Raw genomic sequence first — 24848 nt, 5'->3', positions numbered from 1 at the left:
GATGTCGAACCGCCACACCGCCGCACCCTTGCCCATGCGCGACGGTGTGGCGCCCAGCTACCTGTGGCTGCCGGAAGGGCAGTGGCCCGACATGCTGGCGTTTCTGCTCGAGCGCTATCCGCAGATCAGCGCCGCGCAATGGCGGGACCGCATGGCGCGCGGCGAAGTGGTCAACGGTGACGGCGCCGTGCTGGCGCCCGACAGCGCATACCGGCGCGGCATGCGTATTTTTTACTACCGCGAGCTGGAGCGCGAAACGCCGATCCCGTTCCAGGAAGAGATCCTGTTCCAGGACGAGCATTTGATCGTGGTCGACAAGCCGCACTTCCTGCCCATGACGCCGGCCGGGCGTTTCGTGCAGGAGACCCTGCTGACGCGCCTGAAGAAAAAGCTGGACTGCGCCGAGCTGACGCCGATCCATCGCCTTGACCGCGAGACGGCCGGCGTGGTGATTTTTTCGCGCCAGATCGCCAGCCGCGGCGCGTATCAATCGCTGTTCCAGCGCCGCGAAGTGCGCAAGACGTACGAGGCGCTGGCGCCGCGCCTCGATGGCCGCGATTTTCCATTTGCTTACCGCAGCCGCATGGTCGAAGGCGCGCAGTTTTTCCTCATGCGCGAGGAAGCAGGCGAGCCAAATTCGGAAACCATCATCGACGTGATCGAAGAGCGCGGCGATGTGAGCCTGTACCGGCTGCAGCCGCACACGGGGCGCAAGCACCAGCTGCGCGTGCACCTGGCGTCGCTGGGCATCCCCATCGTCAACGATGCGTTTTACCCGGTGGCCCTGCCGTGCAAGGAGGACGACATGTCGCAGCCCTTGCAGCTGCTGGCGCGGGCCATCGAATTTGTCGACCCGTTGACGGGCGAGATGCGCCATTTCGAAAGCCGGCGCGTGCTCGCGTAACCCACACCACCAAGGACACAGCCAACAATGTTGTCGGATTACGCTCCTGCGGACCTAATCCGACCTACGGCAGATCAGGCGTAAGCCGACACCACCCGCGACGTGTCAAAGATCAGCTCTTGAGCGTGTAATCGATGATCAGCGGCGCATGGTCGGAAAAACGCTCGTCCTTGTAGACGCTGACCGTATGCGCCTGGGCCGCGATGCCGGGCGTGGCGACGTGGTAGTCGATGCGCCAGCCCACGTTCTTCGCGTAGGCTTGTCCCCGGTTGCTCCACCAGGTGTACTGGTCTTCGCGCTTGTCCAGGCCGCGGTGTACGTCGACAAAGCCCACTTCGTCGAAGACGCGCGTCAGCCATGCGCGTTCCTCGGGCAGGAAGCCGGAATTCTTCTTGTTGCCCTTCCAGTTTTTCAGGTCGATTTCATGGTGGGCGATGTTCCAGTCGCCGCAGATGACCACTTCGCGGCCCAGCGCCTTCAATGCCAGCAGGTGCGGCAGGAACAGTTCCATGAAGCGGAACTTGGCTTCCTGGCGTTCCGGGCCGGACGAGCCGGACGGGCAGTACACGGAAATGACGGACAGGTTGCCAAAATCACAGCGCACATAGCGGCCTTCGGCATCGAATTCGGGGCTGCCGAAGCCAATATGCACGGCGTCCGGTTCGACCTTGCTGTACACGCCCGTGCCGGAATAGCCCTTTTTCTCGGCGTAGTGGAAATGGCCATGGTAGCCGTGCGGGTTGAGGAATTCCGGCGTCATGTCGGGCAGTTGCGCCTTCAATTCCTGCACGCAGATGAAATCGGCCGTTTGCGTGCCCATCCAGTTGAAAAAGCCTTTTTTGGCGGCGGAACGGATGCCGTTCAGGTTGGCGGAGATAATTTTTGGCATAGGTCGAGAGTGAAAAGGGCGCTGGACGGGGCCGGCGGGCGCGGCATGGCGATTGTCTCGCCGGTGCGCGCGGATTAAAATACAGGCACTTTTAAAAAATGAGGCTAATGTGAATAATTTACGCCAGCAGTTTATCGCGTTTTCAGTATCCAAGGGAGTCTTGCGGTTTGGCGAGTTCACCACCAAGGCCGGACGCCAGTCGCCGTACTTCTTCAATGCGGGCCTGTTCCACGACGGCGCCACCCTGGCCGAGCTGGCGCAGTTCTACGCGCAGACCCTGCTGGACTCGGGCGTGGAATTCGACATGCTGTTCGGTCCCGCCTACAAGGGCATCACCCTGGCGTCGGCCACCGCCGTGGCGCTGGCCGGCAAGGGCCGCAACACTTCGTTCGCCTTCAACCGCAAGGAAGCCAAGGACCATGGCGAAGGCGGCACCATCGTCGGCGCCAAATTGCATGGCAAAGTCGTCATCATTGACGATGTGATCTCGGCCGGTACCTCGGTGCGCGAATCGGTGGACATGATCCGTGCCGCCGGCGCCGAGCCATGCGCCGTGCTGATCGCCCTGGACCGCATGGAGCGTTCCGGCCCGGACGGCCAGCTGTCGCCAAGTTCGGCGGTGCAGGAAGTATCGAAACAGTACGGCATCCCCGTCATCTCGATCGGCAATCTGGACGACTTGTTCGGCTACCTGAATGGCGCGGGTGCCGATCCGGAACTGCTGAAACATAAAGAGGCTGTTTCCGCCTACCGCACCAAGTATGGCATTTAAGTAGTCTTGTCCAGCAGCGCCCGCAGCCGCGGGTCGCTGCAGGCGGTGGCAGCTTGCGGATGGCATTGCAGTAGCCGCCGCAGCAGCGCGCCGCCGATGCCGCGCCGCCGGAATGGCGGCTTCACGAACAGCATGTTCACCGTCACCCCGTCTGCGCACTTGCTGATGTCGAGCATGGCCACCTGCTGGCCGTCGATCCACGCGCACAGCGCGCTGTCCCCTTGCCAGTCTATCTGCATCACGCCGCCAGCCATGGCTTGAGCGCCGCATGCAAGCCCAGGGCGAACAGCCCGGCAAAAAAACACCGTTTGAATACCTGCTGCGCGATGCGTCCGCGCAGCCATTGACCGGCCAGCATGCCGGCCAGCGCCGGCAGCAGCGCATACGCGGAAGCACCCGCCGCGCCCAGGCTGAAGTCGCCGTGCAGGGCCAGGCTGGCCGCCAGCGCCACGGTCGATGCCGTAAACGCCAGGCCCAGCGCCTGCACCAGCGCATCGCGCGCCAGCCCCAGTCCCTGCAGGTATGGCACGGCGGGGATGACGAACACGCCCGTGGCGGCCGTCACCAGCCCTGTCGCCGCGCCCGCGACGGGCCCCAGCCACGCTTCGTGCCGGGCCGTTACGCGCAACTGCAGCGAGAACAGGCCGGCCAGCGCGTACAGCATCAGCGCCACGCCCAGCGCGACGACGGCCCAGGCCCCGCCGTCGGTCGGCAGCAGGGCGCCGCCCGCCAGGGTGCCCGCCATGACGGCCGCCAGCATGGGCCACAAACGGCGCAGCAGGGCGCGCAGGCCGGGACCCGCCGCCAGTTGCCAGACGTTCGTCACCATCGATGGCACGATCAGCAGGGCAGCCGCCTGCACGGGCGGCATGACAAGGCTGAGCGTGCCCATGGCCACCGTCGGCAAGCCCAGTCCGACTACGCCCTTGACGAAGCCAGCGACGAGGAAGCTGGCGCCGACGGCCAGCAGGAATGACGTCTCCATCTTTTTTATCCAGAGTGATTTTGCGTGGATTCTGCGCTTGCCCGGGGATTTCGCCAAGGTGGATTATTTTGAGTCAGCCTTAGTAAAATACGAAGGCTGATAAGATGGCGAAAAGGAGAGCCGCCATGCGCTTTGATCTGGTCGATTTGCAGCTGTTTGTCAACGTGGTGGAGGCGGGCAGCCTGACGGCGGGCGCCGCGCGCAGCCATCTCGCATTGGCCTCCAGCAGCGCGCGCGTGCGCGGCATGGAAGAGATGCTGGGCATGCCCCTGCTGCTGCGCGGGCGGCGCGGTGTGGAGCCGACGCCCGTGGGCCAGACCTTGCTGCATCATGCCCGCCTGGTGCTGCTGCAAATGGAGAAAATGCGCGGCGAGCTTGGCGAATTTGCGCGCGGCTTGAAAGGGCAGTTGCGGCTGCTGTGCAATACGGCCGCGCTCAGCGAGTTCTTGCCCGAGGCGCTCGGCGCTTTTCTCGACCGCCATCCGAACCTGACCATCGACCTGGAAGAGCGCCTCAGTTACGATATCGTCAAGGCTGTCTCGGAAGGGCTGGCCGACATGGGCATCGTGTCCGACTCGGTCGACATGCGCGGCTTGCAGACGTTCTTGTTCCGCCCCGACCGGCTGGTGGTCATCGCCGCGGCCGACGGCGTGCACCACCGCGCGTTGGGCCAGGATGGCGTCGTCGATTTTGCCAGCGTGCTGGATCACGATTTCATCGGCCTGGCCGACGACAGCGCGATGCAGCAGTACCTGGGCATGCATGCGGCGCGCCTGGGGCGTCCGTTGAAGGTGCGCGTGCGCCTGCGCAGTTTCGATGCCGTCTGCCGCATGGTGGCCAGCGGCGTGGGCATCAGCGTGGTGCCGCTGGCGGCGGCCAGCCGCTGCCAGCAGACGATGGCGCTGCGCTGCCTTGAATTATCCGATCCCTGGTCGGTACGCAATCTGACAATCTGCGTGCGCCAGTTCAGTGAATTACCCCTGTATGCGCGCCAGTTGATCGATCATCTGAAGGCGTGACAGGGCATGACAGGAGCAGCGATGCGTTTTTCAGAAGACAAGATGGCCAGCCTGCGGTGCAGCGACCAGGTCGAGCGGCCAATCCACATCTGGCAGCCGGAGCAGCCACGTGCAGTGATCCTGGCGATCCACGGCGGCATGGCGCATGCGGGCGACTACGTCACGCCGGCGCTGTATTTCCGCCAGCACGGTTTCGCCACCGTCAGCTTCGACATGGTGGGCCACGATGGCAAGCGCAAGGTCGATATCCCTTCGTTCGATGCCTTCCTCGACGACGCGGAGCTGTTCCTCGCCTGGGTCAAGCAGGCGTATCCGGGCTTGCCGGTATTCGTCATGGGCCATTCCATGGGCGGCCTGATCGCCACGCACCTGGGGCTGCGGCGCTTCGCGGGCGACCCGGCGATCAAAGGCTTCATCATCTCATCGCCGTATTACGTGAATGCGATTCCCGTGCCGAAGGTGCTGCAGATGCTGTCGGGCTGGCTGGCGCGGCGCTTCCCCATGATGAAGGTGCCGCTAGGAAATTTGACCATGCTGCTGACGCACGATCAAACCATCACCGCGCGCCATTTCCAGGACGAGCGCGATGGCATACGCGCCAGTGCGGCGTCGGTGCGCTTTGCCCATGCGCTGACGTCGGCGCAAAAGGAATTGGCGGGTGGCTTGTCGGACTGGCGCTTCCCCCTGTTCGCCGTGGTGGCGGGCGACGACAAGCTGGCCAACAGTCGCGCCACGGAGAGCATGCTGCGCAGCGTGCCCGATGGCCTGCTCGACTATCATTACTATCCGGCCAACTACCACGAGAACTTCAATGAAGTGAACCGCGACGTGATCTTCGCGGCCATTCTGGCGTGGATGGAGAAACTGCTGGCACCCGTAGCGCCGTGAGGCGCCAGTATCGTTATAATCGGTTCGACTGAATTCACCGCCGGCGCATGCCGGCCCGGTCCCCGCGGTACAGGGGAATACTCAAGGAACGAACGATGCGCTTGCTGATTGCCCTGTTACTCCCGTGGCTGACCTTTTTCACGATCGGCCGTCCGATCGCCGGCATCATTTGCCTGATCCTGCAAATCACCTTGATCGGCTGGCTGCCAGCGACGATCTGGGCCGTGTATGCGCTGAGCCAGTACAAGACGGACCAGAAGATCGCCGAGGCCATGCGCCGGCGCTAACCTAAGACTGGCCTAAGCTGCGCTTCCTATCTTGATTCAACCGACATGAGGAGAGTGAGATGGCACCAGACAGACGCGGTACCTTGAACCTGGCGGCGGTAATGCTGGCCGCCGGGCTGTTGCTGGGAAGTGCGGCGCAGGCCCAAACCGACAGCGCACTGCCGCCCGTGCAGAAAAGCGGGGCGGTGGAATACCTGAGCGGCGGCATCGGCCTCGATGAATCGACGGCCATCCAGAGCGCCAGCCGGCATTGGCCCCTGAGCCTCGTGTTTTCCGTGCAGGCGGCGGGCAAGGCGGAATTTGCCTCCGACGTGAAGCTGGAGATACGCGACGCCAAGGGTGGCGTGGCGCTGGAAACGACGGCCAGCGGACCGTTCCTGCTGGCAAAGCTGCCGCCAGGCAGCTACAGCCTGCGCGCCACGCTGGCCGGCAAGGCACTGGAACGCAAGGTGCAGGTCAAGGCGGGATCGTCCGCGCGCGTGGAACTGGTCTGGCCGGCGGGAACGAACCAGGGCCGGCCTTGATGCCGGGCGACGGCAAGGCGCCCGAACGGGGCGTGCCGGCGCGGGGTTTGTCTGCCCATATCCTGCCCACGTCGGCGACGATGGTCGGCGTGTGCATGACGGTGCTGTCGATCGGGCACCTGGCACCACGCGGCGAGGTGCGCGTGGCCATCGACAAGCTGCTGGCCATCGATGCCATCGTCTTTCTCGTCAGCGCCGTGCTCTCGTTCATGTCGCTGCGCCCCGGCCAGTCGCGCTTGCGCCACGAATGGTGGGGCGAACTGCTGTTCCTTTGCGGCCTGGCCCTGCTGGCGCTGGGCGCCGTGGTGCTGGCCTTCGTTATCAACTGACCGCGAGCACGCGCCCTTCGGCCGCGCTTTGCAGCGCCAGTTCGATCAGGCGTATCGTCGCTGCCGCATCTTCGGCTGCCACGGGCGCCGCTGCGCCGTGCCGGATGGCGTCGGCCATGCCCTGGTAAAAGTCCTGGTAGCGGCCCGCCTGCATCTCGAGATGTTCGACATGGCCGTCCGGCTGCGTGCCTAGATGCAGCGCGCCGCGCACGGGGTCCACGCCCCAGCCGGGCTGTCCCGGCCTGCCGCCCGCCTTCAGGGCATCTTCCTGCGGATCGAGGCCAAACTTCACGAAACTGCCCTTGTCGCCATGCACGGCGAAGCGCGCCGTCGGCGCCTTCACCAGGCAGCCCGCTTGCAGTACCACGCGCAGCCGGTCGTAGTACAGGACGATGTGCATGTAGTCGACGGCTTGCGCGCCATCGCGCTGCAGGACGATATCGGCGTACAGCTTTTCCGGCTGGCCGAACAGCTGCATGGCCTGGTCCAGCATGTGCGGGCCCAGGTCGTACAGCAAACCGCCGCCCGGCGCGCCGGACTCGCGCCAGCGCTGGCGGATCTCGGGGCGGAAGCGGTCGAAATGCGATTCGACGCTGGCGATACGGCCCAGGGTACCCTGGGCCAGCAGCGCTTTCAGGGTCAGGAAGTCGCCATCCCAGCGGCGGTTGTGATACACGCTGAGCACCAGCTTGCGCTCTTTTGCCAGCGCGATCAGGCTCTGTGCTTCGGTGCTGGAAATGGTGAATGGCTTGTCGACCACCACGTGCTTGCCCGCTTGCAGGGCCGCTTGCGCCAGGCTGAAATGCGCTTCGTTGGGCGCGGCGATGACGACCAGTTCGATGGACGGATCGGCAAATAGTTGCGCGGGCTCCGCATACACGGTCGCGTGCGGCCAATCCTTGTGTACGAGCTCCGGCTTGCTGGAAGCGACGGCCGTCAGTTCCAGGGCTTCGATGGTGGAGAGCACAGGCGCGTGGAAGGTGGAGCCGGCAAAGCCGTAGCCCACCAGGCCGGTTTTGATCTTGTTCATGGCGTGTTCACAGGTGCGTGGAAGAATCCATGATCATACCCGCAAGCGGGCGGCGGCAGCGCTGCTGCAATGTTGCAACGCCGCCGCCGCTGCTTTAGTTCAGGCTCCAGACGTATTGCACCTTGACGCTGGCGCTGACCGGCTTGCCGCCAGCGAGGGCTGGCTTGAACGTGCACTTGGCGATGCCGCTGCGCGCCGCCTCGTCGAGGGCCGGATGGCCGCTGCTTTTGACCACGCTCGATCCCGTTACCTTGCCGGTGGCATTCACGTCGAAGGACATGTTGACCGTGCCCTCTTCCTTTGCCTGCAGCGATGCGGCTGGCCAGACCGGCTTGCCGCAGACGCCAAAGTCGATGACGGGGCGGCGCTCCAGCACGGGCGCGCTGTCGGCGGCCATGGCCTGGCCGTAGATGCCGAGGCAGGCGCCGGCCAGGGCCAGCAGCGGTATGGCCGCTTTCCAGTTCAGGGTTTGTGGTGCGGGGCGCAGCAATCGTTTGATACGTGACATAAGATCTCCTCCGTTGGCCGCCTGGGCCAGGTGGTGGGTTGAGAACTGGAGGCGTTCCAGTTCCGAGAGTGCAAGAGCCAGACGCCGCGGTTCGCCCAGTTGTCTTGCTGCGAAATCATCTGCAATGTGTTCGCGTTCGAGGCGCACGCCGCGTGAAATCCACCAGACGGCCGGGTGGAAGAACAGCAGCGCCTCGATGGCGTTTTGCAGCAGGTTGATCAGATAGTCGTGGCGCCGGATATGCGCCAGTTCGTGCGCCAGCAGCGCGTCGAGCAGGTGCGGCGGCATGCCGGTGACCAGCGAAGCGGGCACCAGCACCATGGGGCGCCAGATGCCGGCCGTGAGCGGGCTGGCGATGCCGTTTAGCACGCGCAGCCGCACGGGCCGCGTCACGCCGGCATCCTGGGCCATGCGCGACAGCCTTGTCTGCAGTTGTCCATGCGTGGCGCCGGTGTTCCTGGCGCTGCGCTCTATCCACAGCATGCCCAGCGCCATGCGTACGGCCAGCACGGCGGCGCACAGCGCCCACACGCCGACGATGGCGCGCAGCAGCAAGTTCAGGTCGGGCAGGCTGTCGGGCGCCAGCAGGGCGGTCGGCAGCAAGGCGCTGGAGTACGGGGCGCCCGTGGCATCGCCGCCGGCCAGGCGCAGATACAAGCCCGCCGCCGGCCATGCCAGGCAGGCCAGCAGGGCGCCGCAACCGACGGCGTAGCGCGCCTCCGCACGCGCATTGCGCAGGGCCGCCCACGCCAGCGCCGTGGCGCAGCCGATCAGCAAGCCTTGCCACAGGAAGTGCAGCAGGGTCCAGCCCAGCGCCGGCACGAAGCCGTTCATGACTGATCGTCCCTGAGCATTTTTTCGATTTCCTCGCGTTCGGCGCGCGACACGCCCGTGCGCAGCGCCGCCAGCACCAGTGCCTTGGCCGAACCGGCAAAGGCTTTCTGCATCAATTCCTTGAGCAGATTCGTCTGAAGGCTGTCCTGCGCCTGGGCCGGCGCATACACGTGCGAACGCTGGCTTGCGTCGCGGATCAGCAAGCCCTTGCCGTGCATGATCTGCATCAGGCGCAACACGGTGCCATACGTGATGGCAGGCTTGGCCAGCGCCATCGCCTCGTGCACCTGCTTGGCCGTGGCGGCGCCCAGCGGCCACAGTGCCTGCAGCAGATCGAGTTCGGCTGCCGTCGGTTTCGGGATGTCGTGCGTCTTGGCCATGCTGTTTTCCTCTTGCCTGAAATTCAATATGGCTAGATTAAACCTTGTAGACAAAAATGTATACTTTAATTTCTGGCGGTCTGAAAACGCCCTTCAGTGCGGAGGGAAAGTCTAGACAAGACTGTTTATAAACGATACGTACAGGCGAAAAAAAAGACGCCGCAGCGTCTTTTTTTTGGGATGGGGAGAGTTAGCTCGCCAGCTTGGCCTTCAGCAGTTCCGTCAGCTGGGCCGGGTTGGCCTTGCCCTTGGACGCCTTCATGGCCTGGCCGATCAGCGCGTTGATGGCCGCTTCCTTGCCGGCGCGGTATTGCTCCACCGACTTGGCGTTGGCCGCCAGTACTTCATCGACGATGGCTTCCAGCGCGCCCGAATCCGAGATCTGCTTCAGACCCTTGGCGTCGATGATGGCGTCGACCAGGTGCTCGTCGCTGGACTTCGCTTCCCACATGCCGGCGAAGACTTCCTTCGCCGCCTTGTTCGAGATCGTGCCGTCGGCGATGCGCTTGAGCATGGCGGCCAGCTGCGCGGCGGAGACGGGCGCGTCATCCAGGTCCACGCCTTCGCGGTTCAGGGTCGACGACACGTCGCCCATCAGCCAGTTGGCGGCGGCCTTGGCGTTTTCCTTGCCGGCCTTGTCGACCACGGCGACGAAATAGGTGGCCATGGCTTTTGATTGCGTCAGCACCAGCGCATCGTAGTCCGGCAGCGCGTATTCGCTGATGAAACGGGCGCGCATGGCGGCCGGCAGTTCCGGCATCGAGGCCTTGACGGTGTCGATCCACGCTTGCGAGATGACCAGTGGCGGCAGGTCAGGATCCGGGAAATAGCGGTAATCCTGGGCGTCTTCCTTGCTGCGCATTTCGCGCGTTTCCTTGCGGTCCGGATCATACAGGCGCGTCGCCTGCACGACCTTGCCGCCATCTTCGATCAGTTCGATCTGGCGGCGCACTTCCACGTGTACGGCTTCCTCGATGAAGCGGAAGGAGTTCAGGTTCTTGATTTCGCAGCGGGTGCCGAATTCCTTCTGGCCGACGGGGCGCACGGAAACGTTGACGTCGCAGCGGAACGAGCCTTCCTGCATGTTGCCGTCGCACACGCCCAACCACATGACCAGCGAGTGCAGCGCCTTGGCGTAGGCCACGGCTTCGGCGGCGCTGCGGATTTCCGGTTCCGAGACGATTTCCAGCAGCGGCGTGCCGGCGCGGTTCAAGTCGATGCCGCTCATGCCTGCGTAATCTTCGTGCAGCGATTTGCCGGCGTCTTCTTCCAGGTGGGCGCGCGTCAGGTTGACCGTCTTGGTGACGAATTCGCCATCCTTTTCATAGCCGAAGGTCAGGGCGCCGCCGATGACGACGGGGTCTTCGAATTGGCTGATCTGGTAGCCCTTCGGCGAATCCGGATAAAAATAGTTTTTGCGCGCGAAGACCGAGTGCGGTGCGACGGTGGCGCCGACGGCCAGGCCGAAGCGGATCGCGCGGTCGACGGCCTGCTTGTTCATCACCGGCAGCACGCCTGGCAGCGCCAGGTCGACTGGGCTCGCTTGCGTGTTGGCTTCGGCGCCGTACTTGATCGGCGAACCGCTGAAAATTTTGGATTCGGTCGTGAGCTGCACGTGGTTCTCAAGACCGATGACGACTTCCCATTGCATAGTGTTCTCGCTTATTTTTTGGTGGCGCCGCTCGGGCGGCGCAAATTTTTTCTTAAATGCCTGCAGGGCTGCGCGTATGCCAGTCCGTCACTTGCTGGAACTGGTGCGCCACGTTCAGCAGTTTGGCTTCGCCGAAGTAATTGCCGATGATTTGCAGTCCGACGGGGCGCTTGCTGTTTTTCTCGCCGTCGCCAAAGCCGCATGGAATCGACATGCCGGGCAGGCCGGCCAGGCTGGTCGACAGGGTGTAGATGTCGGCCAGGTAGTTCGCCACCGGGTCATCCGTCTTGTCGCCCAGGTCCCAGGCGACGGTCGGCGCGACCGGTCCCATGATGACGTCGCAGACGGCGTTCGGGCCATTCAGCACGGCGTCGAAATCCTGCGCGATCAGGCGACGGATCTTTTGCGCCTTCAGGTAGTAGGCGTCGTAGTAGCCGTGGCACAGCACATAGGTGCCGACCATGATGCGGCGCTGTACTTCCGGGCCGAAGCCCTGCGCGCGCGACTTCTTGTACATGTCCTGCAAGTCCTTGTACTCGGTGGCGCGGTGGCCATAGCGCACGCCGTCGTAGCGCGACAGGTTCGACGACGCTTCGGCCGGCGCGATCATGTAGTAGGCGGGAATCGACAGGGCCGTGTTCGGCAGCGAGATATCGACCAGGGTGGCGCCCAGCTTTTCATACTGCGCCAGCGCGCCGCGCACGGCCGCTTCCACGTCCTTGGCCAAGCCCTCGCCAAAGTACTCGCGCGGCACGCCGATGCGCAAGCCCGTGAGCGGCTGCTCAAGATCGCGCGAAAAATCTTCCGCCACGCCGCCCTGTTCCGGCGACAGGCTGGTCGAGTCGCGTTCGTCGAAGCCGGCCATGGCGCTCAAGAGCAGGGCGCAGTCTTCGGCCGAGCGGGCCATCGGGCCGCCCTGGTCCAGCGACGAGGCAAAGGCGATCATGCCGAAGCGCGAGACGCGGCCATACGTGGGCTTGATGCCGGTGATGCCGCAAAAAGCGGCAGGCTGGCGGATCGAGCCGCCCGTGTCGGTGCCGGTGGCTGCCGGCGTCAGGCCAGCCGCGACGGCGGCGGCCGAGCCGCCCGACGAGCCGCCTGGTACCGCATTCTTGTCCCACGGATTCTGCACGGCGCCGAAGGCCGAGTTCTCGTTGCCGGAGCCCATGGCAAATTCATCGCAATTGACCTTGCCCAGGGTGACCATGCCGGCCGCGCGGAATTTCTCCACCACGGTGGCGTCAAACGGGCTGGCGTAGTCGGCCAGCATTTTCGAGCCGGCCGTCGTGCGCCAGCCTTGGGTGACGAACAAGTCCTTGTGCGCGATCGGCACGCCCGTCAATGGCGTGGCCGTGCCTGCGGCGATGCGTGCGTCCGCTTCGGCAGCCTGCGCCAGGGTCAGGGCACGGTCGACGTGCAAAAAGGCGTTCGAGTTGTCCGCTTCGATGCGGTCGAGGAAATGCGTCGCCAGCGCAACGGCGGAAATTTCCTTGTTCTGCAAGAGCGTGGACAGCTGTTTGATGGATTTTGTATGCATGGCGTTTCTATTTTTATCTATTCGGCAAGGTTGGGATTCGTGCACTGAGCCGTTCTAGCGCCTGACAGAAGCGTAGCGAGCGGAAGTGAGTTGTGGCCGAGAAGCGGAGCTGTGCTTTAGCACAGTGAGCATCGCAGGCCGCAAATCGCGACGCGCAGTAGCTTATGTCAGGTGCCAGTTACTCGATGACCTTGGGCACGAGATACAGGCCATCCTGTACCTTCGGCGCCACGGCCTGGTAGGCATCGCGGCGGTTTTGTTCCGTGGCGATGTCCTCGCGCAGACGCAGGGCGATATTGTCCATATGGGCGGCCAGCGGATGGCTCAGGGGCGCCACGCCATCGGTATTGACGGCTTGCATTTGTTCTGCCAGTGCAAAAATCTTGTTCAGTTGGGCCAAAGACGTGACGGCCTGGTCGTCGGCCATTTCAAGTTGGGCCAGGTGGGCGATGCGTTTTACGTCGGAGAGTGTCAGGGACATGGCGAATGGCGCGGAGTGCCGCGCATTAGTATTAAGTTGGCGTTTTGATAAAACGCGGGTATTTACTGCTATTTTGCTCACAAAAATCGAGGAATGCCGCGTAACTCGCGGCTGCAAGAGTCGCACTTTTCCATGGTTTTTGAGCAAATCGCATTCAAATTATAAGGTAGAATGGCGGGTTAATGCGTTGCCGGCGCTGATGGACTGCTGCCGCAGCATAGAAAAGATTGCGCAAGCGCCAAGCGAAACCCGGAAAAATCGCCTTTTGGATTTTCAGGGTGCCTGAAAGCGCCCGCTTTGAAACTCCCCATAAACAGCTTTTGCGCAGCTCGATGCGCTACAGGACACTCATGTTTGGTTTTTTACGCAGGTATATCTCCACCGATCTGGCCATTGACTTGGGCACGGCCAACACCCTTATTTATGTACGCGGCCTCGGTATCGTCCTGGACGAGCCATCCGTTGTCGCCATCCGCCAGGAAGGCGGTCCGAATGGCAAGAAGACCATTCAGGCAGTCGGCAAGGAAGCCAAGCAGATGCTGGGCAAAGTGCCGGGCAATATCGAAGCGATTCGTCCGATGAAAGATGGCGTGATCGCCGACTTCACCGTGACCGAGCAGATGCTCAAGCAATTCATCCGCATGGTGCACGACTCGAAATTCTTCCGTCCATCGCCGCGCATCATCATTTGCGTGCCGTGCGGTTCGACCCAGGTTGAGCGCCGCGCGATCCGCGAATCGGCCCTGGGCGCCGGCGCCTCGCAGGTGTACCTGATCGAAGAACCGATGGCTGCGGCCATCGGCGCGGGCTTGCCCGTGTCCGAAGCGACCGGCTCGATGGTGGTCGACATCGGCGGCGGCACCACCGAAGTGGGCATCATTTCGCTGGGCGGCATGGTCTACAAGGGTTCCGTGCGCGTCGGCGGCGACAAATTCGATGAAGCCATCGTCAACTACATCCGCCGCAACTACGGCATGCTGATCGGCGAACAGACGGCTGAAGCCATCAAGAAGGCCATCGGTTCGGCCTTCCCTGGCTCGGAAGTGAAGGAAATGGAAGTCAAGGGCCGCAACCTGTCCGAAGGCATCCCGCGTTCGTTCACCATCTCCAGCAACGAAATCCTCGAAGCGCTGACCGACCCGCTGAACAACATCGTCTCGGCCGTGAAAAACGCGCTGGAACAGACGCCGCCGGAACTGGGTGCCGACATCGCCGAAAAAGGCATGATGCTGACGGGCGGCGGCGCACTGCTGCGCGACCTGGACCGCCTGCTGATGGAGGAAACCGGCCTGCCGGTGCTGGTGGCCGAGGATCCGCTCACCTGCGTGGTGCGCGGTTCCGGGATGGCCCTGGAACGTATGGACAAGCTCGGCTCGATCTTTTCCTACGAATAATCTGACAGAAGGGCCGGAAACCAACTCCGGCCTTTTTTTGGTTTTGGCGCCGGCGTTTGACCGGGGCCTGCACGTTGGCGCACTGCGCCTGGCCTGATTATTGGAAGTCATGGAATACAGTCCTCCGCCACTTTTCAAACAAGGCGCCTCCGCCCGCGTCAAGATGATGGTGTTCGCCGGCATTTCAATCGCCCTGCTGCTGGTCGATTCGCGCATGCACGCGCTGACGGCCGTGCGCCAGGCCGTCGGCACCGTGCTGTATCCGGTGCAGATGGCAGCCCTGGTGCCGCGCGATGTGGCGGTTGGTGTCGGCAACTACTTCTCTTCGCTGTCCGCCCTGGAAAAACAGGTGCGCGACCTGAAACACGAACAGATCGCCTCGGCGCAGATCCTGCAGCAGGCGCAGCTCAACATCGTTGAAAACAACCACCTGCGCAAGTTGATGGAAGCGCGCGAGCGCGTGCCCGTCAAGACCATGATGGCCGAAGTGCTGTACGACACGCGCGATTCGGCTACGCGCAAGATCGTGCTCGACCGGGGCATCCAGCATGGCGTGGAACTGGGCCGCCCCGTGATCGACAACCTGGGCGTGGTGGGACAAGTCACGCGCGTGTTCCCGTTCACCTCCGAAGTGACGCTCCTGACCGATGAAGAGCAGGCCATTCCCGTGCAGCTGCTGCGCAATGGCGTGCGCAGCGTGGCCATCGGGCGCGGCAAGTCCGGCACCATGGAGCTGCGCTTCACGGCCCCCAGCGCCGACATCCAGATCGGCGACATCGTCATTACCTCGGGCCTCGACGGCCTGTATCCGGCCGGCCTGGCCGTGGCGCGCGTGACCCTGGTCGAGCGCAATGCGCATGGCCCGTTCGGCCGCGTCGTGTGCCAGCCGCTGGCCGGCATTGAACGCAACACCCAGCTGCTCATCCTGATGACGTCGCCGGAAATTCCGCCGCGTCCGCCCGCTGAAGAAGTCAAGACGGGGCGCAAGATCGCCGGCAAGATGGCGCCGATCAAGGATCCCGCCAAGGAGCCTGCCGCTGCGGCACCAGCGGCCGCCAATGCGGCGACCGCGCCGGCCGCGAAACCGCCTGCCAGCCCGGCGCCGAAACCGGCGGCGCCTGCCGCAACACCAGCAGCAACGCCAACACCTGCCGCCGTGCCACCGAAGGAAGCGACACGATGAACCGCCCGCATTACATCCTGCTGCCGGTCAGCCCCCTGTTCATCGGGTTTTCCCTGCTGTGCGCTTTCCTGCTGAACCTGCTTCCATGGGGGCAGTTCGTCGGCGTGCCCGATTTCGTCGCCCTGGTGCTGGTCTTCTGGGGCATCCACCAGCCGCGCAAGGTCGGTATCGGCGTGGCGTTTTTCATGGGCCTGATGATGGACGTGCACGACTCGACCCTGCTGGGCGAGAATGCGCTGGCCTATACCTTGCTGTCGTACTTCGCCATCATGATGCACCGCCGCGTGCTGTGGTTCCCCATCATGACGCAGGCGCTGCACGTGCTGCCGCTGCTGCTGCTGACGCAGGCGCTGCAATTGCTGACGCGTCTGATCGTCTCGGGCCGCTTCCCCGGCTGGCTCAATTTCATCGAGAGCTTCGTCGCCGTCGCCCTGTGGCCCATCGTCACGTGGATCTTGCTGGCACCGCAGCGCCGCGCTGTGGACCGCGACCATAACCGGCCGATTTGACGGGCGCCTGCAATGACTGAACTTAAGAACACCGAGCGCGAACTGCATTTTTTCCGCATGCGCCTGACCATCCTGGGCGCGCTCGTCTTCGTCTGCTTTTCGCTGCTGCTGGCGCGCTTCATCTGGCTGCAGGTGATCAAGCACGAGGACTACGCGACCAAGGCCGAGGACAACCGTATCGCCGTGGTGCCCATCGTGCCCACGCGCGGCCTGATCCTCGACCGCAACGGCGTGGTCCTGGCGCGCAATTACTCGGCCTATACGCTGGAAATCACGCCATCGAAATTGAGCGCCAGCCTCGATTCCGTGATCGACGAGCTGTCGACCCTGGTGCAGATCGACATCAAGGACCGCCGCCGCTTCAAGAAACTGCTGGAAGAATCCAAGAACTTCGTCAGCGTGCCGCTGCGCACGCGATTGACGGACGAGGAAGTGGCGCGCTTCACGGCGCAGCGTTTCCGCTTCCCTGGCGTCGAGGTGCAGGCGCGCCTGTTCCGCCAGTATCCGATGGGCGAGGTGGCGTCGCATGTGGTGGGCTTCATCGGCCGCATCAACCGCAATGAAGCGAAGGCGCTGGAAGAGGGCGAGGACGCGGCCAATTACAACGGCACCGACCATATCGGCAAGGAAGGCCTGGAAAAAAGCTACGAAAAGCAGCTGCATGGCACCACCGGCTATGAAGAGGTGGAAGTGTCGGCCGGCGGGCGCGCCATGCGCACCCTGTCGCGCACGGCCGCCACTCCTGGCAACAATCTGATCCTGTCGATCGACATCGAGCTGCAGAAGGTGGTCGAGGAAGCGTTCGGCGAATGGCGCGGCGCGGCCGTGGCCATCGACCCGGCCACGGGTGACATCCTCGCTTACGTGTCCAAGCCAGGCTACGATCCGAACCTGTTCGTCGACGGCATCGACCAGCAAAGCTGGAACGAACTCAATACCTCGCTGGACCGGCCGATGGTCAACCGTCCCCTGTCCGGCACCTACGCGCCCGGCTCGACCTTCAAGCCCTTCATGGCGCTGGCCGCACTCGAATTGGGCAAGCGCACGCCGAGCCAGTCAATTTCCGATCCCGGTTTCTTCATCCTCGGCGGCCACACCTTCCGCGATGACAAGGTGGGCGGCCATGGCACGGTGGACATGCACAAGTCCATCGTCGTTTCGTGCAACACCTATTACTACCAGCTGGGCCGCGACATGGGCATCGATGCCATCCACGACTTCATGAAACCGTTCGGTTTCGGCCAGCTGACGGGCATCGACCTGAATAACGAAAAGACGGGCGTGCTGCCGTCGACGGAATGGAAGCGTAACCGCTTCAAGACGCCGCAGCAGAAAAAATGGGTGGGCGGCGACACGATTTCGGTGAGTAACGGCTCCGGCTACAATTCGTATACGCCGCTGCAGATCGCCCACGCGACGGCCAACCTGGCCAATAACGGCGTGGTGATGAAGCCGCATCTGGTGAAGATCATCGAGGACGCGGCTACGCGCGCGCGCACCCTGACGGTGCCGAAGGAAAGCTACCGCATCGCGCTCAAGCAGGAAAACATCGACGTCATCAAGCGCGCCATGGTGGGCGTGACCAGCGAGCAGGGTGGCACGGCCGCGCGTATCTTCACCGGCGTGCAGTACACGGTGGGCGGCAAGACGGGTACGGCGCAGGTGGTGGGTATCAAGAAAAACGAGAAGTACAATGCCAAGCTGCTGGCCGAACGCTTGCGCGACAACGCCCTGTTTACGGCCTTTGCGCCGGCCGACAAGCCGCGCATCGCGATCGCCATCGTGGTGGAAAACGCGGGCTTCGGCGCCGGCGTGGCCGCGCCGATCGCGCGCAAGGCGCTCGACTACTACCTGCTGGGCAAGCGCCCGAGCGACAAGGAAAAGGACACCACCAAGGTGCCCAAGGAAGATGTCGACGAAGTGCGCACCCTGGAAGAAATCACTGACGAGCAGGCCGCCCCGGCGGTACCTGCCAGGCAATAAGGAAGCACATGCCCATTAACGAGAGGCGCTCGCTGTGGCGGCGCGCCAAACCCTATCTGGCGGTGTTCGATCCGCCGCTGATGATCATCATCCTGATGCTGCTCAGTACCAGCTTGCTGACCCTGTATTCGGCCAGCATCGGCATTCCGGGCAAGATCGAAGACCACCTGCGCAATATTTTGCTGTGCTTTTTCGTCATGTGGGTGGCGGCCAACGTCACGCCGCAGATGATGATGCGCATCGCCGTGCCGGCGTACACGATATCGGTGATCTTGCTGGTGGCCGTGGCGCTGTTCGGCACCATCAAGCTCGGTGCGCGGCGCTGGCTGCATATCGGCGTGATCGACATCCAGCCGTCCGAATTCCTGAAGATCGCCACGCCGCTGATGCTGGCCTGGTTCTTCCAGCACAATGCGGGCGCCCTGCGCTGGAAATCGTTCCTGATGGCGGCGATACTGTTGCTGGTGCCCGTCTACCTGATTGCGCGCCAGCCCGACCTGGGCACGGCGCTGCTGGTGGTGGCGGCCGGCTTTACCGTCATCTTCCTGGCCGGTTTGTCGTGGAAGGTGCTGGCCGGCTTGCTGATCACCTTTGTTTCATGCCTGCCGATCGCCTGGTCGCACCTGCATGATTATCAGCGCGACCGCGTGATGATGCTGATCGACCCGACCAAGGACCCGCTGGGCAAGGGCTTCCATATCATCCAGTCCATCATCGCCATCGGTTCCGGCGGCATGACGGGCAAGGGCTGGACGCACGGCACGCAAGCCCACCTGGAATTTGTTCCCGAGCGCACGACCGATTTTATTTTTGCCGTATATTCCGAGGAATTCGGCCTGGTCGGTAACTTGATCCTGATGCTGATGTATTTGCTGCTGGTGGGACGGGGGCTGATGATCGCCGCCAACGCCCCCAGTTTTTTCACTCGCCTGCTGGCAGGAGCGATCACTATGATTTTCTTTACTTACGCCTTTGTAAACATGGGCATGGTCAGCGGCATCGTGCCGGTGGTCGGCGTTCCCTTGCCATTCCTTAGCTATGGTGGCACCGCGCTGCTGACCCTGGGCGTGGCCACCGGTATCCTGATGAGCATTCAGCGCCACCGCAAGCTGGTGCAGACCTGATGCGCGCGCCTTTCGATACTCTCGCCATGCGCGGGCTGAGCCTGACGGTCTTGCTGACCCTGGCCGCTTGCGGCACGACGCCGCAAAAGCCCGCATCGAATAACGTGCCGCTGCCGTCCGGCGGCAAGGTCAAGGTGCCCGTGCGCCAGGATCCCACCTTGCCGGCATTGCCGGCGGCCGGCTCCGGGCGCGGCGGCTACTACAAGGATGACGGCCCGGGCGACAATCCGCCGGCCAACCTGCGCGACGTGCCCGATGCGGAAGTGCGCAACGAGCCGTATTCGACGCGCTCGAACCGTCCGTATGTCGTCTTCGGCAAGACCTACACGCCGATCACCGACAATGAGCCCTTCAAGCAAAAGGGCACGGGCACCTGGTATGGCAAGAAATTCCATGGCCAGCGCACCTCGTCGGGTGAGATCTACGATATGTACAAGATGACGGCGGCCCATCCGACCTTGCCGATTCCGTCGTATGCGCGCGTGACGAGCATCGACAGCGGCGAGCAGGTGATCGTGCGCATCAACGACCGCGGCCCCTTCCATGCCACGCGCGTCATCGACGTGTCGTACACGGCGGCGCTGAAACTGGGCTTCCTCGGCAAGGGCAGTCACCAGGTGGTGGTCGAACGGCTGCTGCCTGCCGATATCGACGCCATCCTGGCCGCCCGTGCGGCACCGAAGCCGGTGCCGTCCGTGGTGGCCATCTCCATCGATACGCCGGTGGAAACGGGCGCCGTGGTGCAGCCGGAAGTGTCGTCGCAAATGCTGCCCGTCGACGCGACGGTCGCCGCACCGGCACCGGCGGCGCTGGCCAGCGGTTTCTATCTGCAGCTGGGCGCCTACTCGCGCGCCGACAATGCGGAAACGGGCCGCTCGCGCCTGGAACCCTACGCGGCAGCCCTGGGGACCCTGGGCGTGGTGCAGGCCGGGAATCTGTTCCGCCTGTACGGTGGCCCATTCTCGAGTCGCGCCGATGCGGCGCGGGCGGCGGCCAGCCTGCCTGAATCGACAGGCATCAAGCCCATCGTCATCCAACGATAAAGCACCTGACAAAACCGTAGCGAGCGGAAGGGAGAGGCGGCCGAGAAGCGGAACTGTGCTCAAGCACAGCGAGCATCGCAGGCCGCAAAGCGCGACGCGCAGCAGGTTTGGTCAGGTGCTTATTTGCAGCTGCGCAGTTCCTGGTCAGGGAATTGCGTTTTGATCTTCTCGAGACGCGCGCGTGTTGCGGCGTCGAGGTCGCGGAACTGGTAGGCCAGCTGCTTGCCAGCGCTGTAGCGCGGCGCGACGCGGGCGCTGTGCACGCCCTGTTTGTTGAGCGATGCCAGCTGGCTTTGCGCGCTGGTTTCCGACTTGAACACGCCCAGTGAAATGCCCCAGCGCAGCGGACTGCTTTCATTCATGATGAAGTAATTCGTCACGCCCAGCTGCTTCAATTCACCGGCCTTGCGGTCGGCGCCTTCCTTGCTGCCCTGCGGCGGGATATACACCATGTAGCTGGAAATCTCCTGGCCGGCCACGTTGCGGCGCGACTGGCGGTCGCCCAGGTCCAATGCCGCCACTTGCGCTTCGAAGCGGCGCCCATCGGCCAGGAGGAAATTGCCCACTTCCGTGCAGGCATACGATGTCGGCGGTGCCGGTGCCGGTGCCGTCGGCGTCGCGCCCTCTTCGGCGGCAGGCGCCGTGGCCTGCTCCTGCGTCAGCAAGGTGAGCTTGCCCGCCTGCAGCTGGTTTTTCAGGCGCGCCGGTTCGCGCGTCTCGGTGCGAAAACTGCCCAGATAACCCTGGCCGATGGCCAGCACCAGCAGGTTGACGCCGGCCAGCAGCCAGAAGACGAATTTCAGCATACGTGGTTTCCTTGTGTTCCTGCGGTCCCGGCGCGCGCGGCCGCCTGCAGGCCGAGCATGACGATATTGTCCACCAGATGCAGCGGCACGGCCAGCGCCAGGGCCGGTGCGATGCGCGGTGCGGCGCCGCCCGACAGCAAACAGGCGCTGGCGCCATGCATGCGCACGGCCCGTTCGATGGCGCCCGCCTGTGCCGCCAGGCAGCCGGAAAGGATGGCGTCGTCCGTGTTGTCGGCAAAGCCGGCCGGCAGCAGGGCGTCGCTGGCGATTTGCGGCAGCTGCGCCGTGTTGCGCGCCAGCGAGCTGGCCATCAATCCCAGTCCCGGCAAGATCATCCCGCCGAGGAAAACGCCATCGGCCGTGATGGCGTCGATGGTGGTGGCGGTGCCGCAATTGGCGACGATGACGGCCTGGCCAGGCGCCAGCGCCTGCGCGCCGATGGCGGCGGCAAAGCGGTCGCAACCCAGCTGCGACGGCGCGCGGTAGCCATTCGTGAGGCCCGCCAGCTGCGGCAGCGATACAAAGTCGCGGGCGGCGACCGGCAGCATGGCGCGCAGGCGCGTGCCGATGGCGGCGCCTGCCACGTTCGACAGCAGCGCTTCGCTGATGCCGAGTGTCTCCCACTGCGCGGCCAGGGTGTCGATCTGCGCATGCGCGACGGCGCCGCTGGCCAGCCAGCCGCCGGTGGGACTGCCAGCGGCCACGAGCGCCCATTTGATGCGCGTATTGCCGGCGTCGATCAGTAGTAGCATGCGCTTACTCCCCCGTCAGGCGCAAGGACACGTCGCCGGACATGATTTCCTGCAGGCCGCCATCGGTGCGCAGCAGCAGGCGGCCAAGGTGGTCCACGCCTGCCGCCACGCCTTGCTGCAGCAATTGACCGTTGTCGAGGATTTTCACGTGCTGGCCTTGCCAGGCGTGCAGCGCGTTCCAGCGTTCGGTAAACGGTGCAAAGCCCGTGTCGTCGAATTCGGCCAGCACGCCGGCCAGGCGGCTGAGCAGGGCGGCCACCAGGGTATTGCGTTCCATCTGCGCCAGCCAGGGCACGGCCGAGACGCTGCGCCCGATCTGCCGTTCCAGCGCATCGGGCATCAGCAGATTGATGCCGCAGCCGATGACGGCCCACACGCCGCCGTCTGCTGCCTGCTGGGTCTCGACGAGGATGCCGGCCAGCTTGTGGCCATCCTTGAGCATATCGTTTGGCCACTTCAGCTGCACCGGCACGCCCAGCGATGTCATGGTCTCGGCCAGCGCCACGCCGACGGCCAGCGGCAAGCCGACCAGCTGATGCAGCGGCCCCTTGAAGCGCCAGGCCAGCGAAAACATCAGGCTGGCGTCCGGCTGCGACACCCACGGCCGCCCGGCGCGCCCCCGTCCGGCCGTCTGCTGGCCGGCGATGCGCAGGGTGGGGCCGGCCAGGGTGGCGCAGCGCGCCAGCAGGTCGGCGTTGGTCGATCCCGTTTCGTCGACCACCTCGATGGCCACGTGGGAGGCGCCCGTGGCGCAATGGGCGGCGATGGCCGCGCTGTTCAGGTCTGAGTGCTTCGTCATGGGGAGAGGTTGATTTTACTGGCTGCCGCCGGATGGCTTGCTGCGCGCCTTGTGCGGCGCGTTGGCGAAGGCCATGTCGTAGACGGCATTGGGCAGCGCGCGCAGCAGCTTGGCGACGACGCCCATCTGCCACGGGATCACGCGGTAGCTGTCGCCGTCGGCGATGGCGCGCGCGGCGCGCACGGCGAATTTTTCGGCCGGCATCAGGAATGGCATGCGGTAGGCATTATGGCGCGTCATCGGCGTGTCGATGTAGCCGGGCGTGATGGTGACGACCTTGACGCCCGCCGGTTTCAATTCCAGGCGCAGCGATTCGCAGTAGCTGATGACGGCCGCCTTCGAGGCGCTGTAGGCTTCGGCGCCGGGCAGGCCGCGGATGCCGGCGACGCTGCCGATGCCTACCAGGCGCCCGCTGCCCTGGCTTTTCATGGCGGCGATGAAGGGCGCGAAGGTGGCGACGGTAGCCGTGACGTTGATGGCGATGAGGCGCGCGAAGGCGTCGAGGTCTTCCGCGTGTTCGCTCAAGGTACCGTAGGACACGCCGGCGCTGGCGATGACGACGTCGATGCCGCCCGCATGGGCGATGAAGTCACCGGCTGCGCTTTTCAGGGCGGCGTGGTCGCACACATCGACGGCGTAGGCGCGGTGGCGTTCAGGGTGGGGCAGGGAGGCGATCAGTTGCTGCAGGGTGTCGCCACGGCGCGCCAGCAAGCCCAAATGGGCGCCCTGGCGCGCGTACTGCAGCGCCAGGGCGGCGCCCAATCCGCTCGACGCGCCCGTGATGAAAACGCGATGCATCAGGCGATGCCCGGGCGCGCCAAGGAGGTGGCCATGCTTATTTCTTTTCCGCTTTGGCTTTCGCGACCAGCACGTCCATCACGCTGAGCGCCTGGGCGTTCAGCTGCTCTTCGTTCCTGGCCGACTTGCTGCCCTGATCGGCCTGCGAAGGCGAGGTGATGTAGCGGCCGTCGATGGCGATCATGGGCCAGAACGTCACGTTATAGCCCTGCATCATGGCGTCAGCGCGGCGCACGCGGGCCGAGACGCCCATCGAACGGTAGGTGTCGATGAATTTCTGGCGGTCCACGCCCTGCTTGGCGACGAAATCGAATACGGCGTCGTCCGTGTTCAGGCGGTTGCGTTCCACGTGCATGGCGTGGAATACGCTGGTGTGCAGCTTGTCGACCAGGCCCATGGCTTGCAGGGTGAAGAACAAACGCTGCTGCGGCGCCACGCTGTCATCGCGCGACACGTGCACGCGCTTGAAGACGATGTTGTCGCCCTGTTTCTTGACCCAGGCCGCCAGCTGCGGTTCAAGCACGTTGCAATGCGGGCAGTAATAGGCGAAGAATTCCGTCACTTCGATTTTCTTGCCCGATTCCGTCGCCTGCGGCGTGGGCAGGGTTTCGTATTCGACGCCGTTTTTCGGCTCGGCCGGCGAGGCAGATGCGCCCATGGCGGCGGTGCACAGGGCGGCGGCGAACAGGATTTTCTTCAGAAAACGCATGCTGGTTCCTTATTTTTGGTTGCGGACGACGGCGACATCGATGCCGTTTTCAGACAGTTTGGTGCGTGCGCGGTTCATCGCTTCGAGCTGGTTGAACGGCCCGATACGCACGCGGTGCAGCACGCCGGCGTCGGTGCTGCGGTCGCTGATGGCCGCTTCGAAGCCGAGCAGCGCCAGTTTGCCGCGCGTGCTTTCTGCGTCCGACATGTCATGGAAGGCGCCGGCCTGCAGATAATAAATCCATTTGTCGCTGGCTGCATCGGCCTTGGCCTCTTTTGCGTCGGCCTTGGCTTGCGGCGCGGGCGCCGCTGCCGCTGCCGCCGGCGTTTTCGGCGCCGGCTTGTCCTTCAATGTACCGATCAATTCCTGCAGCGCGTCCGGCTGCTGCGCCTTCGGCTGCTGCGCGGGAGCGGGTGCTGGCGCTGCTGGCTGCGTCGGCGTGACGATCTCGCGCGGTTCCTTGGAGAAGTCGCGCGCCGCTTCCTTGGCCGCTTCCTTGTTGCCGTACATCGGCTTGTTCGGGTCGGCGATCTGGCCGGCCGTCGGTTCGGTCGATTTGCCGGCCTTGCCCGACTTGTCGGTGAAAGGCGAGGCGCCCTTGGTGATCACCAGGGCGACCACCACGGCGATGCCCAGGCCGATGACCAGGCCGATGATGATGCCGACCAGGGTATTGCCTTGCTGGCGCCGGGTCGAAGAGAAGCGGGAAGCGTGATTCATTTTGACGGTT

The 24848-nt window shown here is 64.1% G+C and carries 28 protein-coding genes; 13 read left to right on the top strand and 15 right to left on the bottom strand.

What is annotated here, in order from left to right; genetic code table 11:
• The first annotated feature begins 1 nt into the window (after position 1).
• Positions 2-904 carry a pseudouridine synthase gene (locus CSQ92_RS25280; RefSeq protein ID WP_099395707.1) on the top strand — a complete coding sequence of 301 codons (903 nt, stop codon included), beginning with the start codon at positions 2-4 and terminating at the stop codon, positions 902-904.
• 112 nt (positions 905-1016) lie between these two features.
• Here the strand turns inward: CSQ92_RS25280 and CSQ92_RS25275 are convergent, their stop codons facing one another.
• The gene (locus CSQ92_RS25275; RefSeq protein ID WP_034784687.1) at positions 1017-1793 is read right to left on the bottom strand and encodes an exodeoxyribonuclease III; all 777 of its coding nucleotides are present in this window, start codon (positions 1791-1793) and stop codon (positions 1017-1019) included.
• A 109-nt stretch (positions 1794-1902) separates the two neighbouring features.
• Here CSQ92_RS25275 and pyrE point away from each other — a divergent pair, with 109 nt between their 5' ends.
• Positions 1903-2565 carry an orotate phosphoribosyltransferase gene (gene pyrE / locus CSQ92_RS25270; protein ID WP_034784688.1) on the top strand — a complete coding sequence of 221 codons (663 nt, stop codon included), beginning with the start codon at positions 1903-1905 and terminating at the stop codon, positions 2563-2565.
• Here pyrE and CSQ92_RS25265 read toward each other — a convergent pair.
• Positions 2562-2804: a GNAT family N-acetyltransferase gene (locus CSQ92_RS25265; RefSeq protein ID WP_170846496.1), complete on the bottom strand. Its 243-nt coding sequence runs from the start codon at positions 2802-2804 to the stop codon at positions 2562-2564. The genes pyrE and CSQ92_RS25265 overlap by 4 nt on opposite strands.
• Complete coding sequence (locus CSQ92_RS25260) at positions 2804-3550, bottom strand: sulfite exporter TauE/SafE family protein (RefSeq protein WP_099395706.1); 747 nt, start codon at positions 3548-3550, stop codon at positions 2804-2806. The genes CSQ92_RS25265 and CSQ92_RS25260 overlap by 1 nt, the downstream gene beginning before the upstream one ends.
• A gap of 125 nt (positions 3551-3675) precedes the next feature.
• Here CSQ92_RS25260 and CSQ92_RS25255 point away from each other — a divergent pair, with 125 nt between their 5' ends.
• From CSQ92_RS25255 to CSQ92_RS25235, 5 genes are all read left to right on the top strand, one after another.
• Positions 3676-4569, top strand: coding sequence for a LysR substrate-binding domain-containing protein (locus tag CSQ92_RS25255; protein WP_034749390.1), 894 nt, complete (start codon positions 3676-3678; stop codon positions 4567-4569).
• A 21-nt stretch (positions 4570-4590) separates the two neighbouring features.
• On the top strand, positions 4591-5457 hold the full coding sequence (locus CSQ92_RS25250) for an alpha/beta fold hydrolase (protein WP_099395705.1): 867 nt from the start codon (positions 4591-4593) through the stop codon (positions 5455-5457).
• Between the two features lie 95 nt (positions 5458-5552).
• Positions 5553-5744, top strand: coding sequence for a YqaE/Pmp3 family membrane protein (locus CSQ92_RS25245; RefSeq protein WP_034749384.1), 192 nt, complete (start codon positions 5553-5555; stop codon positions 5742-5744).
• A gap of 59 nt (positions 5745-5803) precedes the next feature.
• On the top strand, positions 5804-6268 hold the full coding sequence (locus CSQ92_RS25240) for a carboxypeptidase-like regulatory domain-containing protein (RefSeq protein ID WP_143450430.1): 465 nt from the start codon (positions 5804-5806) through the stop codon (positions 6266-6268).
• Entirely contained in the window at positions 6268-6597 is a 330-nt protein-coding gene (locus tag CSQ92_RS25235; protein ID WP_052140357.1) for a hypothetical protein, read from the top strand. Before CSQ92_RS25240 ends, CSQ92_RS25235 begins: the two co-directional genes overlap by 1 nt.
• Here CSQ92_RS25235 and CSQ92_RS25230 read toward each other — a convergent pair.
• The 6 genes from CSQ92_RS25230 to gatC form a co-directional block, all read right to left on the bottom strand.
• Positions 6590-7627, bottom strand: a complete 1038-nt coding sequence (locus CSQ92_RS25230; protein ID WP_099395703.1) for an oxidoreductase — start codon at positions 7625-7627, stop codon at positions 6590-6592. The genes CSQ92_RS25235 and CSQ92_RS25230 overlap by 8 nt on opposite strands.
• Before the next feature lie 94 nt (positions 7628-7721).
• Complete coding sequence (locus CSQ92_RS25225; protein ID WP_099395702.1) at positions 7722-8969, bottom strand: M56 family metallopeptidase; 1248 nt, start codon at positions 8967-8969, stop codon at positions 7722-7724.
• On the bottom strand, positions 8966-9349 hold the full coding sequence (locus tag CSQ92_RS25220) for a BlaI/MecI/CopY family transcriptional regulator (RefSeq protein ID WP_099395701.1): 384 nt from the start codon (positions 9347-9349) through the stop codon (positions 8966-8968). Before CSQ92_RS25220 ends, CSQ92_RS25225 begins: the two co-directional genes overlap by 4 nt.
• A 190-nt stretch (positions 9350-9539) precedes the next feature.
• On the bottom strand, positions 9540-11015 hold the full coding sequence (gene gatB / locus CSQ92_RS25215) for an Asp-tRNA(Asn)/Glu-tRNA(Gln) amidotransferase subunit GatB (RefSeq protein ID WP_257219350.1): 1476 nt from the start codon (positions 11013-11015) through the stop codon (positions 9540-9542).
• A 37-nt stretch (positions 11016-11052) separates the two neighbouring features.
• Entirely contained in the window at positions 11053-12537 is a 1485-nt protein-coding gene (gatA, locus tag CSQ92_RS25210) for an Asp-tRNA(Asn)/Glu-tRNA(Gln) amidotransferase subunit GatA (RefSeq protein WP_099395699.1), read from the bottom strand.
• A 178-nt stretch (positions 12538-12715) separates the two neighbouring features.
• Entirely contained in the window at positions 12716-13018 is a 303-nt protein-coding gene (gene gatC, locus CSQ92_RS25205; protein WP_034784699.1) for an Asp-tRNA(Asn)/Glu-tRNA(Gln) amidotransferase subunit GatC, read from the bottom strand.
• A gap of 350 nt (positions 13019-13368) precedes the next feature.
• Here gatC and CSQ92_RS25200 point away from each other — a divergent pair, with 350 nt between their 5' ends.
• The 6 genes from CSQ92_RS25200 to CSQ92_RS25175 all read left to right on the top strand — a co-directional run bounded on the left by CSQ92_RS25200 (position 13369) and on the right by CSQ92_RS25175 (position 20254).
• Positions 13369-14412, top strand: a complete 1044-nt coding sequence (locus CSQ92_RS25200; protein WP_010393186.1) for a rod shape-determining protein — start codon at positions 13369-13371, stop codon at positions 14410-14412.
• Between the two features lie 109 nt (positions 14413-14521).
• Positions 14522-15595: a rod shape-determining protein MreC gene (gene mreC, locus CSQ92_RS25195; RefSeq protein WP_034784701.1), complete on the top strand. Its 1074-nt coding sequence runs from the start codon at positions 14522-14524 to the stop codon at positions 15593-15595.
• A complete protein-coding gene (mreD, locus tag CSQ92_RS25190; protein WP_034749354.1) occupies positions 15592-16104 on the top strand; it encodes a rod shape-determining protein MreD in 513 nt (170 codons plus the stop codon). Before mreC ends, mreD begins: the two co-directional genes overlap by 4 nt.
• Before the next feature lie 12 nt (positions 16105-16116).
• The gene (mrdA, locus tag CSQ92_RS25185) at positions 16117-18087 is read left to right on the top strand and encodes a penicillin-binding protein 2 (RefSeq protein WP_034784702.1); all 1971 of its coding nucleotides are present in this window, start codon (positions 16117-16119) and stop codon (positions 18085-18087) included.
• Positions 18088-18095: 8 nt separating this feature from the next.
• A complete protein-coding gene (gene rodA, locus CSQ92_RS25180; protein ID WP_034784703.1) occupies positions 18096-19211 on the top strand; it encodes a rod shape-determining protein RodA in 1116 nt (371 codons plus the stop codon).
• Positions 19211-20254 (top strand): septal ring lytic transglycosylase RlpA family protein, encoded by a 1044-nt coding sequence (locus CSQ92_RS25175; protein WP_099395698.1) that lies wholly within the window; start codon positions 19211-19213, stop codon positions 20252-20254. The genes rodA and CSQ92_RS25175 overlap by 1 nt, the downstream gene beginning before the upstream one ends.
• A gap of 119 nt (positions 20255-20373) precedes the next feature.
• Here CSQ92_RS25175 and CSQ92_RS25170 read toward each other — a convergent pair whose 3' ends face one another.
• Genes CSQ92_RS25170 through CSQ92_RS25145 form a run of 6 tightly spaced genes read right to left on the bottom strand, consistent with a single transcriptional unit; the run spans position 20374 to position 24838 of the window.
• The gene (locus tag CSQ92_RS25170) at positions 20374-21060 is read right to left on the bottom strand and encodes an SPOR domain-containing protein (protein WP_099395697.1); all 687 of its coding nucleotides are present in this window, start codon (positions 21058-21060) and stop codon (positions 20374-20376) included.
• Positions 21054-21812 carry a type III pantothenate kinase gene (locus tag CSQ92_RS25165; protein ID WP_099390067.1) on the bottom strand — a complete coding sequence of 253 codons (759 nt, stop codon included), beginning with the start codon at positions 21810-21812 and terminating at the stop codon, positions 21054-21056. Before CSQ92_RS25165 ends, CSQ92_RS25170 begins: the two co-directional genes overlap by 7 nt.
• Before the next feature lie 4 nt (positions 21813-21816).
• Complete coding sequence (locus CSQ92_RS25160; RefSeq protein WP_099395696.1) at positions 21817-22611, bottom strand: biotin--[acetyl-CoA-carboxylase] ligase; 795 nt, start codon at positions 22609-22611, stop codon at positions 21817-21819.
• A 15-nt stretch (positions 22612-22626) separates the two neighbouring features.
• A complete protein-coding gene (locus tag CSQ92_RS25155) occupies positions 22627-23409 on the bottom strand; it encodes an SDR family oxidoreductase (protein ID WP_070278298.1) in 783 nt (260 codons plus the stop codon).
• Positions 23410-23446: 37 nt separating this feature from the next.
• Positions 23447-24118, bottom strand: a complete 672-nt coding sequence (locus CSQ92_RS25150; protein WP_070253845.1) for a thiol:disulfide interchange protein DsbA/DsbL — start codon at positions 24116-24118, stop codon at positions 23447-23449.
• A gap of 9 nt (positions 24119-24127) precedes the next feature.
• Positions 24128-24838, bottom strand: coding sequence for an SPOR domain-containing protein (locus CSQ92_RS25145; protein ID WP_099395695.1), 711 nt, complete (start codon positions 24836-24838; stop codon positions 24128-24130).
• Positions 24839-24848 lie beyond the last annotated feature (10 nt).

The sequence above is a fragment of the Janthinobacterium sp. BJB446 genome (assembly GCF_002735655.1).
Taxonomy (GTDB): Bacteria; Pseudomonadota; Gammaproteobacteria; order Burkholderiales; family Burkholderiaceae_D; genus Janthinobacterium; species Janthinobacterium lividum.
Note: the sequence above shows the minus strand (reverse complement) of the source record. Positions and strands in the feature narration are given on the sequence as shown.